Source organism: Streptomyces sp. NBC_01689 (genome assembly GCF_036250675.1).
In the GTDB taxonomy this organism is placed as follows: Bacteria; Actinomycetota; Actinomycetes; order Streptomycetales; family Streptomycetaceae; genus Streptomyces.
In genome coordinates this window covers 5,988,758-6,002,715 of sequence record NZ_CP109592.1, presented here as the reverse complement: position 1 = coordinate 6,002,715, position 13,958 = coordinate 5,988,758, and the positions used below count along the sequence as shown (strand labels likewise).

Sequence of the window (13,958 nt, the reverse complement as noted above, 5' to 3'; positions counted from 1 at the left end):
CCGCCCTCCGGCCCCGCCGGGAGATCCCGGAGCCACCGGGCTCCTCCCGGACACCTCCCCGCCCGGACCGGCCGGGCCTTCCACCGGCTCGGGACGGTCCGAAGCGGGCGGGTCAGCCGGCCAGGGGTGGTCCGGGGCGGCCGGGCTGTCCACCGACCCGGCGCCGCCCGACGTGACCGGACCGTTCCCCGATCCGGAACGGCCGGACACGGCCCAGCTGTTCACCGGCCCGGCGCGGTCCGACACGGCCGAGCCGGCACCCGGCCCGTGAGCGTCCGCCGACGTCGAGGGGGCCGTGGTGGCCGGCCGGTCCCCCGTCACCGGGATGTCCACCGGCATCACACGGGTCACCGGCATCGGGTGGTCCGCCGGTACGCGGGCCGCCCGCGCCCCGTGCTCTGCCGGCGTCCCGCGTTCAGCCGGCGCCCCGCGATCGGCGGTGAGCGCCTCCCGGTCCGGTGCCGGCACACCGTCCTCGGAGACCGCACGGTGCACCCGACCCGGCCCGTCCGCGCGCGCCGGGCGGTCCGTCGACGCCGCGGGGTCCCCCGGCGCCGGGCTGCCCGCCCGGGGCTCACCGCCCGCCGGTATCGAGCCGTCCGGCGGTGTCGGGCCGTCCGGCGGTGTCGGGCGCCCGGTGGGCACCCCGGGGTCCGTCGGCATCAGGCCGTCCCCCGGCAGCGCACGCGTCGCCCGCATCCCGCGGGCCCCGAACGCCGCGCTCTCCGCGGACCTGTCACGGTCCGCGAGCCTGTCACGGCCCGCGGACGTCTGAGGCTCCGTGGGCGTCCCGCTCGCCGGGGGCCTCTCACGGTCCGCCGGCTCCTCACGTTCCGCCCAACTCGGCCGCCGCGTGCGAGATCCGCGGTCCGCGCCGGCTCTCCGGTCCGCGCCCGTGCGGCGGTCCGCCCCGATTCGGGGTTCCGTCCCGGTTCGCGGTTCCGTCCCGGTTCGCGGTTCCGTCCCGGTTCGGGACGGCGTCGTCGCGCCCTGCTCCACCGCAGCCGCACGAGCCGTTTCGGCCTCGTGTTCGATCTCCGTATCGGATTCCGCTTCCGCGTCACCCGTGCCCGCGGAGTCGATTCCGGCCTGCGGCCAGGTCGACGTCGCCTGGGCCGCTTCGGGCCAGACGAAGGGCTCTTCGGGGCCCTCGGGCATCGCGTCGCCGACTGATCGCCGTTCCGACGGATCGAGACCGATTCCCTTCGCTCGATGACCATTCCGGTGATCGGGTTGGGCTTCTTTTGGCCACTTCTCCACGTGCACGTGCATCCCCCCAGGGACGGATCTCGGGGACGCGCACGACGCCGGGTGTTACAAGCACGCCGTCCGGAACAGGCCCCCACCCATCCCGAGCGCCCCCTTTACCACACTGAACCCGGAAGGTGAATGTAGCGCACGAGGAGGACCGGTGTGCTTATGCGTCAATCCTGGCTCGCCATGACGCGGGCATCGATGGCTGGAATCCAACCCTCCAGCGGGCGTCTCAACCAGCCCTCCTCCGCCGCGAGTTCGGCCGCGGCCCGTCGCAGGGCGTCGACGCCCGGATGCTCCAGCCCCTTGCGCCAGACCAGCGAGACCGGCGACAGGGGAACGGGGTCGATCAAGGGCCTGCGTACGGTTTCGGCCATCGTCGGAAAGTCCACGACGGCCAGCACCGGGTTCCGTTTCTTCGCCATGATCCGCCGGAACTCCTCGGCCCCGAGAGCCACGGGCGCGGGGGGCGCCGGCACGATCCCGCGTCCCTCGAAAAGATGACGCGCCAGGTCGGTCCACTCCAGCGTCCGGGGATTTCCCGCTCCGGCGTACACCGTCTCGCCCGCCAGCGCACCCAGCGGCACGGCGTCCAGGGCGGCGAGCGGGTGGTCCTCGGGGAGCACGACGGCCATCGGCTCGTACCGCACGGGCTGTTGCGCGAGCCCCGCCCGCACCGCGGGGGCGAGACCCGCGAACCGTCCGAACGACACGTCCAGGCGCCCGGCGAGGATCTCCTCCGCCGCGCCGGTGAGCCCGCTCTCGAAACGGGCCGTCAACTCGCAGTCCGGGACGAGCTCCCGGGCCCGGTCGAGGACCCGTCCGCAGGTGAGTCCGGGCGAGTTGACGTCGACCAGCAGCGGCCGGTCGGAGCAGTCGCCCGCGAAGGCGGACAGCAGGGCCTCGTTCGCCTCCAGCACCCGCCGGGCGTGGGGCAGCAGCCGTTCGCCGTCGGCCGTCAGCGTCACCCGCCGGGTCGTCCGCACGAACAGCTCCGCCCCGAGCTCCCGCTCCAGCCGCCGCACGTCCCGGCTCAGCGCCTGCTGGGCGACGTACAGCCGGGCCGCGGCCCGCGTGAAGTGCGACTCCTCGGCGACGGCGAGGAAGGACCGCAGCAGCCGGGGGTCGGGCGGCGCCAGGCAGCGGGGAGCGGCGCGCGGTGCGGGACGAGGGGCCGGAGGGCCGGCGTGCGCGTCGGTGGAGGGCTGTCGAGCAGGCATCGCGCGAATTTACAACGCGGATGCGTCAATCGCCGCCGAACAGGTGTTGGACCGATCACCCCGCCCCCGGCGACGGTGGGCCCATGCCGAGACAGCCCTCCGAACAGGTCCGCACGCCACCGCCCGCCGTCACCCTCGAGACCCCCGCACCCTCCGGCCCGGACCTCTGCCCGCACCCCTCGCGGACCACCCGCACCGACGGCACCGCTCACCCGGCCCGCACCAACGACACCAACTGCACCGCCCACACCACCCGGCCCGCCCGTACGCCCCTGACCCCCTATCACCGCCTCTTCGCCGTCCCCGGAGCCCGCGCCTTCACCCTCGGGAACCTGCTCGCGCGGCTGCCCAGCGGCATGTTCAGTGTCAGCGCGGTCATCATGATCGCCGGATCGCGCGGCTCCTATGCGCTCGCCGGTGCCGTGACGGCGACGGGACTCGCCGCGACCGCGCTGGTCGCCCCCTGGACCGCGCGTCTCGTCGACCGCCACGGCCAGGCCCGGATCGCCGTGCCCGCCACGGCCATCGCCCTGCTCGGAAGTCTGTCGCTGCTGCTGTGCGTTCGCCTCGGGGCGCCCGACTGGACCCTGTTCGCGGCGTACGCCGCCACCGCCACCACACCCAACACGGGTGGCATGTCACGCGCCCGCTGGGCCCACCTCTTCCGCGACGACCCCGACGCCGTGCACACCGCGAACTCCTTCGAACAGGCCGCGGACGAACTGTGTTTCATGCTCGGTCCGGTGTGCGCGGCGTTCCTGTGCACGGCGCTCTTCCCCGAGGCGGGGACACTGGTGGCCGGCGTCCTGCTGATGACCGGCGTCCTGGTCTTCGCGGCCCAGCGCTCCACGGAGCCCCCGCCCCAGCGCCACCCGCGCTCCGCCTCCCCCGTCCTGGCTCCCGGGATGCCCCCGCTCCTGCTCGGATTCCTCGCCACCGGAGCGGTGTTCGGTTCGATGGAGGTGGTCACCATCGCGTTCGCGGACGCGCACGGGCACCGGGGGGCCGCGGGCGCGGTGCTCGCCCTGCAGGCCGCCGGGTCCTGCGCGGCGGGGCTGCTGTACGGGACCCTGAAACCGGCCGGTCCCGCCGAACGGCGCCACCGGCTCGGCCTCGCCGCCATGACGCTCACCATGTCGCTGCCGCTGCTCGCGGCCTCGCTCACCGGCTCGCTCGCGGTACTGGCGGGCGCGCTGCTCCTCGCCGGGACCGCCACCGCGCCGACCATGGTCACCGGTATGGCTCTCGTCCAGCGGCGCACGCCCGAGGGCCGCCTGAACGAGGGGATGACGCTCGCGGTGACGGGCCTGCTCGGCGGGATCGCCTGCGGTTCGGCGCTCGGGGGCTGGGTGGTGGAGCGCTTCTCCTCCACGGCCGGGTATGCCGTACCGATCACGGCCGCGGCGACCGCGCTGCTCCTCTCCCTGCTGATATCGGGTCGTTTGCAGCGGATTTGACGGCCTTTCCAGGGAGTGTTCCGTCCGGCGGGTCGAACCCGTGCGGCAATTCCTACGCACCCCATTGACGTGCCCAGAGCCCCCACATACCTTCCCCCGTCGAAGCGCTTCGACGAAAAACGTCGAAACGATTCGACGGCCGTCGCGTGACGGCTCCGATCCCATCCGACTCCCCGGAGGCAATGGATGTCGACGACACGAAGGCGTGTGGTGGCGACGGCGGCGGCGACCCTGGCGGGCGCCCTGCTGCTGGCTTCCTGCGGCAGCTCGGACAGCGGTTCCGAAGGCGGCGGAACGCTGAGACTGTGGCACTACGAAGGGCCCGACAGCGCGATGGGCGTGGCCTGGAACGAGGCCATCAAGGAGTTCGAGAGGACCCACCCGGGCGTCAAGGTGAAGTTCGAGGAGAAGGGCTTCGAACAGATCCAGAAGACCGCGCCGATGGTCCTGAACTCGAACGACGCGCCCGACCTCATGGAGTACAACAAGGGCAACGCGACGGCCGGACTGCTCTCCAAGCAGGGACTCCTCACCGATCTGACGGCCGAGGCGACCAAGCGCGGCTGGGACAAGAAGATCAGCGCGGGGGTGCGCACCACCAGCCAGTACGACGCGAACGGCGTCATGGGCTCCGGCAAGTGGTACGGCGTGCCCAACTACGCCGAGTACACGATGGTGTTCTACAACAAGGACCTCTTCGAGAAGTACGGGATCGCGGAGCCCACCACCCTCGACCAGCTCACCGCCGCCATGGACACGTTCGTGTCGAAGGGCATCACCCCGCTGGCCAACGCGGGCGCCGAGTACATGGCCCAGCAGTACCTGTACCAGCTCGCCCTCTCCAAGGCCGACCGCTCCTGGGTCGACAAGTACGAGCTGTACAAGGGGAAGACGGACTTCCACGACGCCGCCTGGACGTACGCCGCCACGACCTTCGCCGACTGGGTGAAGAAGGGCTACATCAGCAAGAAGTCCACCTCGCTCAAGGCCGAGGACGGGGGCGTCTCCTTCATCCAGGGCAAGAGCCCGATCCTCTTCAGCGGCAGCTGGTGGTACGGGCGTTTCCAGGCGGAGAACAAGTTCGACTGGGGCACCTTCCTCTGGCCGGGCAGCAACCTCACCCTCGGCTCCGGCGGCAACCTCTGGGTCGTCCCCAAGGGCGCCAGGAACAAGGACCTCGCCTACGACTTCATCGACATCACCATGTCGCCGAAGATCCAGAACCTCCTCGGCAACAAGGGCGGGGTACCGGTCGGCGCCGACCCCGCCGCCATCACCGACCCGAAGGCCAAGACCCTGATCGCCGACTTCAACACGCTCTCCGGCAGGGACGGTCTGGCCTTCTACCCGGACTGGCCGGTGGCCGGCTTCTACGACGTCCTCGTCTCCGAGACCCAGAAGCTGATCACGGGGAGCGAGAAGCCGGACGCCTACCTGAGCGCGCTGCAGACGGCCTACGACAAGGGCGCGCCGAAGACATGACGGCCACCGTCGAACGGGGCGGCGAGGTGGTCCGGCGGCCCCACGGCCGCACGGCCCGCCCGCGCCGCCCCCACTCCTCCTACGCCCTCTTCCTGCTCCCCGGCGTCCTCGCCTTCCTCGCGGTGATCGTCGTGCCGTTCCTGATGAACACCGGTGTGAGCTTCACCGACTGGCAGGGCGTCGGCTCCCCGAAGTGGTCGGGGCTCGCCAACTACCGCGAACTGCTGGACGACTCCGAGTTCTGGGCGTCCTTCCGGCACAGCCTGTTCATGGTCGTGGCGATGGCCGCCGTACCGACGGTCCTCGGGCTCGTCCTGGCGGCCGCCCTCTTCGACTTCGTCGGCAAGCACTTCGGCACCCGGACCGCCGCCGTCCTGCGCGCCTGCTTCTACCTCCCCCAGGTCCTGCCCATCGCCGTCGCCGGCATCGTCTGGAGCTGGGTCCTCGCACCCGACAACGGCTCCCTGAACGCGCTCCTGAAGGCGGTGGGCCTCGGCTCGCTCCAGCGGGACTGGCTCGGCGACCCCGACCTCGCCCTCTACAGCGTCATGGGCGTGATGGTCTGGGTCCAGATCGGCTTCCCGCTGGTCGTCTTCATGGCGGGCCTGCAACGCGTCGACCCGCAGCTGTACGAGGCGGCGGAGCTGGACGGGGCGGGCTGGTGGCGCCGCTTCCTGCACATCACGCTGCCGCAGATCCGCCCAGAGATCTACGTCGTGCTGCTCTGGTGCACGATCGCCGCGCTGAAGGTGTTCGGCGCGGTGTACGTCCTCACGAAGGGCGGCCCCGGCGGGGCGACCGACGTACCGTCCTACTTCTCCTTCGCCACCTTCTTCGAGAAGACCCAGGTCGGCTACGGCGCCGCGATCTCCACCGTGCTGACCCTGCTCATCCTCGTCCTCGCCCTGCTCGGCCTGAAGCTCCAGACCCGCGCCGAGGACGCCGAGGAAGGACTCCGCGCATGACCGCCGTACGCCGTTATCCCGTCCTCGCGGCCCTGGTCGTCGCGGCCCTCTTCATGGTGCTGCCGTTCGGCATCGTCGCGGTCAACGCGGTCAAGTCCCCCGCCGAGTACTCGTCGAACGGCCCCCTCAGCCTGCCCCACGGCCTCTATCTCGACGGCCTCAAGGACTTCTGGCAACGCGTCGACTACGGCCAGAAGCTGGCCAACTCGGTCCTGATCTCCGGCTCGGTGGCGATCGGCGCCGCCGTGCTGTCCGTCCTGAACGCGTACGCGATCGGCATCGGCCGCGTCAGGGGCCGCGCCTGGATCCTCGCCTTCTTCGTGCTGGCGAACATGCTGCCGCAGGAGGCGCTGGTCTACCCGGTCTACTACCTGAGCAAGCAGACGGGGCTGTACGACACCCGGCTCAGCGTCATCATCGTGTTCACCGTCGTCCAGGCGGCCTTCGGCACCTATCTCCTCTCCTCCGTCCTCGGGCAGTTCCCGCGCGAGATCATCGAGGCCGCCCGGATCGACGGGGCGAACAAGTGGCAGGTGCTGTGGCGGATCGTGGTCCCGGTCAGCCGCCCCACCATCGGCGTCCTCCTGGTCTTCTTCTTCATCTGGACCTGGAACGAGTTCCTGCTGCCGCTGGTCATGCTGATCTCCAACGACAACCAGACGGTGTCGGTGGCGCTCGGCGTGCTCCAGGGCCAGCGCCTGATGGACGCGACCATGACCAACGCGGCGGCCCTCCTCGGCGTGCTCCCCGCGATCGTCTTCTTCCTCGTCTTCCAGCGGACGCTGACCCGCGGCATCGCCGTGGGCGCGGTCAAGTAAGGGGTGTGGGCGTGAAGTTCACCGACGGCTACTGGCTGCTGCGCGAAGGCGTCACCGCGGCCCATCCGGTCGAGGTCCTCGATGTGAGCGTGTCCGACGGGACCCTGGAGATCCACGCGCCGACCCAGCCCATCCGTCACCGCGGCGACCTGCTGAAGGGACCGGTCGTGACGATCAGTGCGCACGCGCCGATGCCGGACGTCATCGGCGTGACGTTCACGCACTTCCAGGGCGAGGAACCGCGCGGCCCCCGCTTCGAACTCCACCGCGGCGCGTCCTCCCCCGTCGTGGAACACGACGACGAGCACGCGACGCTCACCTCGGGCGCCCTGTCCGTCCGGGTGTCCCGCACCACCCCGTGGCACGTCGACTTCCTCGCCGACGGCCGCGTCCTGACGACCAGCGGGCCCAAGGGCATGGGCATCATGCGGGACGCGTCCGGCGCCCACTATCTGCGTGAGCAGCTCGACCTGGGGGTCGGCACCCAGGTGTACGGCCTCGGCGAGCGCTTCGGCCCGCTCGTCAAGAACGGCCAGGTCGTGGACATGTGGAACGCCGACGGCGGCACCGCCACCGAACAGGCCTACAAGAACGTGCCGTTCTACCTGACGGACGCGGGATACGGCGTCTTCGTCGACCACCCCGGCCGGGTCTCCTTCGAGGTCGGCTCGGAGGCGGTGTCGCGGGTCCAGTTCAGCGCCGAGACCCAGCAGCTGACGTACTACGTGATCTACGGGCCGACCCCGAAGGACATCCTCCGCACCTACACGCGGCTCACCGGCCGCCCGGCTCTCCCGCCCGCCTGGTCCTTCGGCCTGTGGCTGTCGACGTCCTTCACCACCTCCTACGACGAGGCCACCGTCACCTCCTTCATCGACGGCATGCGGGAGCGCGAACTCCCGCTCTCCGTCTTCCACTTCGACTGCTTCTGGATGCGCGAGTTCAACTGGTGCGACTTCGAGTGGGATCCGCGGGTGTTCCCCGACCCGGCGGCCATGCTGACCCGGCTGAAGGACAAGGGCCTGCACATCTGCGTGTGGATCAACCCGTACATCGCGCAGCGCTCCCCGCTCTTCGCGGAGGGCAAGGCCCTCGGCCATCTGCTCAGGAGGCCCGACGGCAGTGTGTGGCAGTGGGACCTGTGGCAGCCGGGCATGGCGCTGGTCGACTTCACCAGTCCCGCCGCCCGCGACTGGTACGCCGCCAAACTGGAGGCGCTGCTCGACCAGGGCGTCGACTGCTTCAAGACCGACTTCGGCGAGCGGGTCCCGGTCGACGTGGCGTACGCCGACGGAGCCGACCCGGAGCGCATGCACAACTACTACACCTACCTCTACAACCGCACCGTCTTCGAGGTGCTGCGCAAGCACCGGGGCGAGGCGGAGGCGGTCGTCTTCGCCCGCTCCGCGACGGCCGGCAGCCAGCAGTTCCCGGTGCACTGGGGCGGCGACTGCGAGGCGACGTACGCGTCGATGGCCGAGTCGCTGCGCGGCGGCCTGAGCCTCGGCATGTCGGGCTTCGGGTTCTGGAGCCACGACATCGGCGGCTTCGAGGGGACACCGCCGGCGGCCCTCTTCAAACGGTGGATCGCCTTCGGTCTGCTCTCCTCCCACAGCCGGCTGCACGGCTCCTCCTCGTACCGGGTGCCGTGGCTGTTCGACGAGGAGGCCGTGGACGTGCTGCGGCTGTTCACCCGGCTGAAGCTCGGCCTCATGCCCTATCTGTACGAGGCCGCCCGCACCGCGCACGCCGAGGGAGTGCCGATGATGCGGGCGATGGTGCTGGAGTTCCCGGACGACCCGGCGTGCGCGCACCTGGAGCGGCAGTACATGCTCGGCTCCGACCTGCTGGTCGCGCCCGTCTTCAGCGACGAGGGGGACGTCTCGTACTACGTGCCGGACGGCACCTGGACCCACCTCCTCTCGGGACGGACGGTGACCGGTCCGCGCTGGGTGCGCGAGCGCCACGACTTCCTGAGCGTGCCGCTGCTGGTACGGCCGGGTGCGGTGATCCCGGTGGGCGCGGTGGACGACCGGCCCGACTACGTCCACGCTGACGGGGTCACCCTGCACGCGTACGGTCTGGAACCCGGCGCGCGGGTGACGGTGCGGGTGGGCGGGGTGACGTTCACCGTCGTCCGTGCGGGGAACACCCTGCGGGCCTCGTCGAGCGACCCCGCCGCTCCGTGGGGGCTTGCGTCCGGCGGGCGCGAGGCACGGGCGGAGGCGGGGACGGACTTCCTCACCCTGGACCTGGAACCCGGACGGGAGCCGACACCGGATCCGGTGCCGGCCTCCGCTCCGCGGCCGGTGCCGGGCACGGACCGGGGGTCCAAGCCGGGTCCGGTGACCGGGTGATGGTGAAGATCACCGGCGTGGCATGGCACGCCGGCGTCTCCCCCGGCACCGTCTCGTACGCCCTCAGCGGTGAGCGTCCCCCGGCTCCCGCGCGATCTCCGGCGCTTCCCGCGGCACCGGGCCGGCGAGCTCCGTACAGGCGGGCGCCACGACGGCCGGGTACGGGGGACGCGGCGGCCCGGTACACGGGAGCGGTACGGCTCCCGTCGTCCCGTCGCGGTCCTCGCCTCCGCCTTCCGGTCAGAGCGCCGGCTCCGCGGCCGGTGCGGCCCGGCGGCCGCGCAGCAGGTCGCGGACGGTGCGGATCCGCCAGGCGGTGAAGCCGAGGACGACGACGCCGGTGAGCGTCGGGACCTTCCAACTGCCGGACCCGTCACGGGTGGCGGTGTGGTCGCCGGGGCCGTCGACGAGGGCCGGCAGGGTCCGGTCGGCCGGGCGGGTGTCGACGATGCCGTCGACGGTGACGTCGCTGACGTCGACGGTGCGGTCGGTGGCGGCGAACGAGCCCTCGCAGGCCCAGCCGTCCTGCCACAGGTCGCCCGGTCCGCCGGTCGCGGGCGCGCAGTCGGTGACGGTGACCATGCCGGGGACGCCGGTCGCCTCGGCGTAGGCCTGCCGGGCGCCGTGCACCGTCAGGAACAGCCCGAAGACGAGTCCGACGAGGGCGAGGGATATCTCGCGGGGCAGCGGCGGGAGGAGACGGAGCAGGAACATGGGCGGGCGGGTCCTTCACGGAGTGGGTCGTCGGGGCAGCGGGAACAGCACCGGGCCACGGACTCGTACCGGTGCCGGGACAAGGTAAGGCCCGCACCCGGGCGCGTGTCCCCTCCCGTCCACGACTTCCTCGCGCCCGCCGGGTGAGGGGCGCCCGCGTGGACGGCCCGCCATGGGTCACGTCCGGGCGGGCCGCCCTCCGAGCGGGGCCGGTCCGGTCCCGTGGGCGGGGGCGTCGCCTGCGTCCTCGTAAGTCCCGGGCCACCGCGGCCCGTACGGCCGAGCCGGCCCGGCGCCGACCTGTCGTACGGCATGACGAAGGCCCCGCCGCTCGGAAGCGACGGGGCCTTCGCCCACATGGGATGTGGAGGTCCGGGGACCTCCTGATCGTGGAGATGGCGGGAATCGAACCCGCGTCCACCGGTGCAGAATCAGGGCTTCTCCGTGTGCAGTTCGCTGCGCTTTTCTCGGCCCCGGTGATCACGCGAACAAGTCGCCGACGGGCCCAGTCACTGTTTGATTTCCCATCGAACCCCGTGACCGGGCTCGATGGTTTAGTTCCCTAGATTATGCCAGGGTCCGGGTCGGGAACATCCCCGGGCTGACACCCATTAAGGGTCCTTCACTCACTGCTTATCAGGCAGCGAGGGCGAAGGACTGGGAATCGCTCTTGGAATTGGCGATTATTGGTTGCGACATATGGTTAACGAGATCATTGTCGCTTCCTCGACACGCTTCCCCTGCTTCGACAGCCGCTGTCGAAACCGATCATCCCCATGTTGTTTTTTCAAGCCCCTCCGAAGAGGGTCACGCACCCGCTGTGGGGTGCAGATCCCATCGTACGTGACCGACGCACGTCGATGCCACCGTATTACCCGTGGCTACTCGCCGCGCTGCCTCCGCTTCGCGGCGGCGATCGCGCGGTCCGACTCCCGGCGGTCCTGCTTCTCACGCAGGGTCTGCCGCTTGTCGTACTCCTTCTTGCCCCGGGCGAGCGCGATCTCGGCCTTGGCCCGGCCGTCCTTGAAGTACAGGGCGAGGGGCACGATCGTGTGACCCGTCTCCTCCGACTTCGACGCCAGCTTGTCGATCTCCTCGCGGTGCAGGAGCAGCTTGCGCTTGCGGCGCACCGTGTGGTTGGTCCACGTGCCCTGGCTGTACTCGGGAATGTGGGCGTTGTGCAGCCACGCCTCGTTCCCGTCGATCTGGACGAAGCCGTCCGTCAGCGAGGCGCGGCCCTGGCGCAGCGACTTCACCTCGGTACCGGTGAGCACCAGGCCGGCCTCGTAGGTGTCGATGATCGCGTAGTCGTGCCGCGCCTTCTTGTTCTGCGCGACGATCTTGCGCTTGCCGTCCTTGGCCTTCGCGGCCCCTCCGCCCTGCTTGGGCTGGGACTCCTTCGGTACGTACATTCCCTTGCTCATAGTGCTGACCATTTTCGCACTACGGAGGGGTCCGGGGGAAAGCCGATTACGGCGGCGCCGGACCGGCGGCCCGGACGGCACGGGCCCGACGGCTACGAGGGGTCCCCCAGACCGCTGAGCACGGTCTCCGCGCGTTGCACGGCGCTCGTGTCGGCCTCCAGGTCGGGCGTGATGCCCCGCCCGTCGACGCCGTGGCCGGAGGGGGTGCGGTAGTGCCCGACGGTCAGCTCGGCGACGGAGCCGCCGGGGAGGGCCCGCGGCATCTGGACCGAGCCCTTGCCGAAGGTCCTGGTGCCCACCACGACCGCGCGGCCCCGGTCCTGGAGGGCGCCGGTGAGCAGTTCCGCCGCGCTCATCGTGCCCCCGTCGACGAGCGCGACCAGGGGCCTGGTGGTGTCGCCGCCCGGCGCGGCGTGCAGGGCGCGCTGGTCGCCGTTGACGTCGTACGTGGCGACGAGGCCGCCGTCGAGGAAGGCGGAGGCTGTGGTGACGGCCTCGTTGACCAGTCCGCCGGAGTTGCCGCGCAGGTCGAGGACGATCCCGGCGCGCCGGGGCGTCCGCTCGACGGCGGCCCGCACGGCGTCGCCCGCGCCCTTGGTGAAGGCGGCGACCTTGATCAGGGTGACGCCGCCGGGGAGCTTGTGCACGGTCACGGAGTCCGTGGACAGCCTGGCCCGGCGCAGGGTCTGGCTCCACGCGCGCGTGCCGCGCTCCAGCCCGAGGCGGACCTCCGTGCCGGCCGCCGCGTCGTCCGCGTCCCCGCGCAGTAAGGAGACCACCTCGGTGACGGGCCTGCCGTCGACGTCCTCGCCGTCGACGCTGCGCAGCCGGTCGCCCTCGCGGATGCCGGCGGCCGCCGCGGGCGACGCGCTCTGCACCCGGGTCACCTCGATCCGGCCGTCACGCTCGCGCCGGGCCCACAGCCCGACGCCGGTGTACTGGCCGTCGAGGGCCTCCTCGAACTCCTCGTAGTCGCCCTGGGAGTAGACGGCGCCCCAGCGGTCGCCGCTGCGGCTGACGGCCCGCTCGGCCGCCTCCATGGGCGACTTGCCGTCGGCCATCGCCTCGGCCGCCGCCGCGGCGACGTCCTTGTGGTGGGCGGCCGGCGTCGAACGCGGCGACGGGAGCGGGGATTTCCGGTCGGGGTCGCCGAACGACCCGGTCGCCGCACCGGCGACGAGCACGCTCGCGAACACCAATGTCAGGGCGGCCCCGCGGCCGATGCGGCGGGGCTGGCAGAACAGGTCACGACCTGACATGGCGGTGAGTCTAGGACAACGCGGAGGGCCGTACCGCCGGTTGGCAGTACGGCCCCCATTGGCATGCGTCACACCTTCAGGTACTTGCGCAACGCGAAGAACGCGGCCAGCGCGGGCATCAGCAGGCTCGTCGCGAGGATGAGCGGCAGCTTGGTGAGCACGGCGTCCCAGCCGATGAAGTTGATCAGATTCAGCTTCTCGGACAGCGCCAGACCGTGATCGATGATGAAGTACCGCGCGACCACCAGGAATCCGCAGGCGACACCGCCGCCGATCAGTCCGGCGACCGCGGCCTCCATGATGAACGGCGCCTGGATGTAGAACCCGGAGGCGCCGACCAGGCGCATGATCCCGGTCTCCCGGCGCCGGCTGAACGCCGAGACGCGCACCGTGTTGACGATCAGCATCAGGGCGACGACGAGCATCATCGCCATCACCGCGCGCGCGGCCCAGTTCATGCCGTTGAGGAGCCCGAAGAGGTTGTCCAGGATGCCCTTCTGGTCCTGCACGGACTGCACGCCGTCACGGCCGTCGAAGGCGGTCGCGATGACCTGGTACTTCTCCGGGTCCTTCAGCTTGATGCGGTACGACTCCTGCATCTGGTCCGGCGTCAGGGAGCTGGCCAGCGGGGAGTCGCCGAACTGCTCCTTGTAGTGCTTGTACGCCTCGTCCGCGGACTCGTGCGTCACCTTCTGGACCACGGTCATCTTGCCGAGGTCGCTCTCGATCTGCTTCTTCTGCTCGGCGGTCACGGCCCCCTTGGCGCAGTGGGGGTCGGACTCCGCGTCGCTCTTGTTGCAGAGGAACACCGAGACGTTGACCTTGTCGTACCAGTAGCCCTTCATGGTGCTCACCTGGTCGCTCATCAGGAGCGAGCCGCCGAACAGGGCGAGGGAGAGGGCGACCGAGACGACGACCGCGAAGGTCATCGTCAGATTGCGACGGAGACCGACACCGATCTCCGACAGAACGAACTGGGCGCGCATGGCGTCTGCTAAGCCTTTCCGT

10 protein-coding genes and 1 other RNA gene are annotated in these 13,958 nt (G+C 71.0%); 5 read left to right on the top strand and 6 right to left on the bottom strand.

Annotated elements, in window-relative coordinates:
• Window positions 1–1,424: 1,424 nt before the first annotated feature.
• Window positions 1,425–2,474 (bottom strand): LysR family transcriptional regulator, encoded by a 1,050-nt coding sequence (locus OG776_RS25545; RefSeq protein ID WP_329322582.1) that lies wholly within the window; start codon window positions 2,472–2,474, stop codon window positions 1,425–1,427.
• A gap of 83 nt (window positions 2,475–2,557) precedes the next feature.
• Here OG776_RS25545 and OG776_RS25540 point away from each other — a divergent pair, with 83 nt between their 5' ends.
• The 5 genes from OG776_RS25540 to yicI all read left to right on the top strand — a co-directional run bounded on the left by OG776_RS25540 (window position 2,558) and on the right by yicI (window position 9,553).
• The gene (locus tag OG776_RS25540; protein WP_329322581.1) at window positions 2,558–3,931 is read left to right on the top strand and encodes an MFS transporter; all 1,374 of its coding nucleotides are present in this window, start codon (window positions 2,558–2,560) and stop codon (window positions 3,929–3,931) included.
• Window positions 3,932–4,117: 186 nt separating this feature from the next.
• On the top strand, window positions 4,118–5,413 hold the full coding sequence (locus tag OG776_RS25535; RefSeq protein WP_148014596.1) for an ABC transporter substrate-binding protein: 1,296 nt from the start codon (window positions 4,118–4,120) through the stop codon (window positions 5,411–5,413).
• Window positions 5,410–6,378 (top strand): carbohydrate ABC transporter permease, encoded by a 969-nt coding sequence (locus OG776_RS25530; protein ID WP_329322580.1) that lies wholly within the window; start codon window positions 5,410–5,412, stop codon window positions 6,376–6,378. Before OG776_RS25535 ends, OG776_RS25530 begins: the two co-directional genes overlap by 4 nt.
• A complete protein-coding gene (locus OG776_RS25525; RefSeq protein WP_148008657.1) occupies window positions 6,375–7,196 on the top strand; it encodes a carbohydrate ABC transporter permease in 822 nt (273 codons plus the stop codon). The genes OG776_RS25530 and OG776_RS25525 overlap by 4 nt, the downstream gene beginning before the upstream one ends.
• Before the next feature lie 11 nt (window positions 7,197–7,207).
• Entirely contained in the window at window positions 7,208–9,553 is a 2,346-nt protein-coding gene (yicI, locus tag OG776_RS25520) for an alpha-xylosidase (RefSeq protein ID WP_148008658.1), read from the top strand.
• 240 nt (window positions 9,554–9,793) lie between these two features.
• Here the strand turns inward: yicI and OG776_RS25515 are convergent, their stop codons facing one another.
• From OG776_RS25515 to ftsX, 5 genes are all read right to left on the bottom strand, one after another.
• A complete protein-coding gene (locus OG776_RS25515; protein WP_329322579.1) occupies window positions 9,794–10,267 on the bottom strand; it encodes a hypothetical protein in 474 nt (157 codons plus the stop codon).
• A gap of 387 nt (window positions 10,268–10,654) precedes the next feature.
• Window positions 10,655–11,043, bottom strand: a transfer-messenger RNA (tmRNA) gene (gene ssrA, locus OG776_RS25510).
• 105 nt (window positions 11,044–11,148) lie between these two features.
• Entirely contained in the window at window positions 11,149–11,679 is a 531-nt protein-coding gene (smpB, locus tag OG776_RS25505) for an SsrA-binding protein SmpB (RefSeq protein ID WP_187285624.1), read from the bottom strand.
• A gap of 104 nt (window positions 11,680–11,783) precedes the next feature.
• Window positions 11,784–12,950, bottom strand: coding sequence for a S41 family peptidase (locus tag OG776_RS25500; RefSeq protein ID WP_187285563.1), 1,167 nt, complete (start codon window positions 12,948–12,950; stop codon window positions 11,784–11,786).
• A gap of 68 nt (window positions 12,951–13,018) precedes the next feature.
• Window positions 13,019–13,936: a permease-like cell division protein FtsX gene (gene ftsX, locus OG776_RS25495; RefSeq protein ID WP_148008661.1), complete on the bottom strand. Its 918-nt coding sequence runs from the start codon at window positions 13,934–13,936 to the stop codon at window positions 13,019–13,021.
• Window positions 13,937–13,958: the final 22 nt, after the last annotated feature.

Bases quoted from the DNA above. Each gene is read 5' to 3' on its own strand.
- OG776_RS25545 (WP_329322582.1), bottom strand. From the start codon at position 2,474: ATGCCTGCTCGACAGCCCTCCACCGACGCGCACGCCGGCCCTCCGGCC.
- OG776_RS25540 (WP_329322581.1), top strand. From the start codon at position 2,558: ATGCCGAGACAGCCCTCCGAACAGGTCCGCACGCCACCGCCCGCCGTC.
- OG776_RS25535 (WP_148014596.1), top strand. From the start codon at position 4,118: ATGTCGACGACACGAAGGCGTGTGGTGGCGACGGCGGCGGCGACCCTG.
- OG776_RS25530 (WP_329322580.1), top strand. From the start codon at position 5,410: ATGACGGCCACCGTCGAACGGGGCGGCGAGGTGGTCCGGCGGCCCCAC.
- OG776_RS25525 (WP_148008657.1), top strand. From the start codon at position 6,375: ATGACCGCCGTACGCCGTTATCCCGTCCTCGCGGCCCTGGTCGTCGCG.
- OG776_RS25515 (WP_329322579.1), bottom strand. From the start codon at position 10,267: ATGTTCCTGCTCCGTCTCCTCCCGCCGCTGCCCCGCGAGATATCCCTC.
- smpB (WP_187285624.1), bottom strand. From the start codon at position 11,679: ATGTACGTACCGAAGGAGTCCCAGCCCAAGCAGGGCGGAGGGGCCGCG.
- OG776_RS25500 (WP_187285563.1), bottom strand. From the start codon at position 12,950: ATGTCAGGTCGTGACCTGTTCTGCCAGCCCCGCCGCATCGGCCGCGGG.
- ftsX (WP_148008661.1), bottom strand. From the start codon at position 13,936: ATGCGCGCCCAGTTCGTTCTGTCGGAGATCGGTGTCGGTCTCCGTCGC.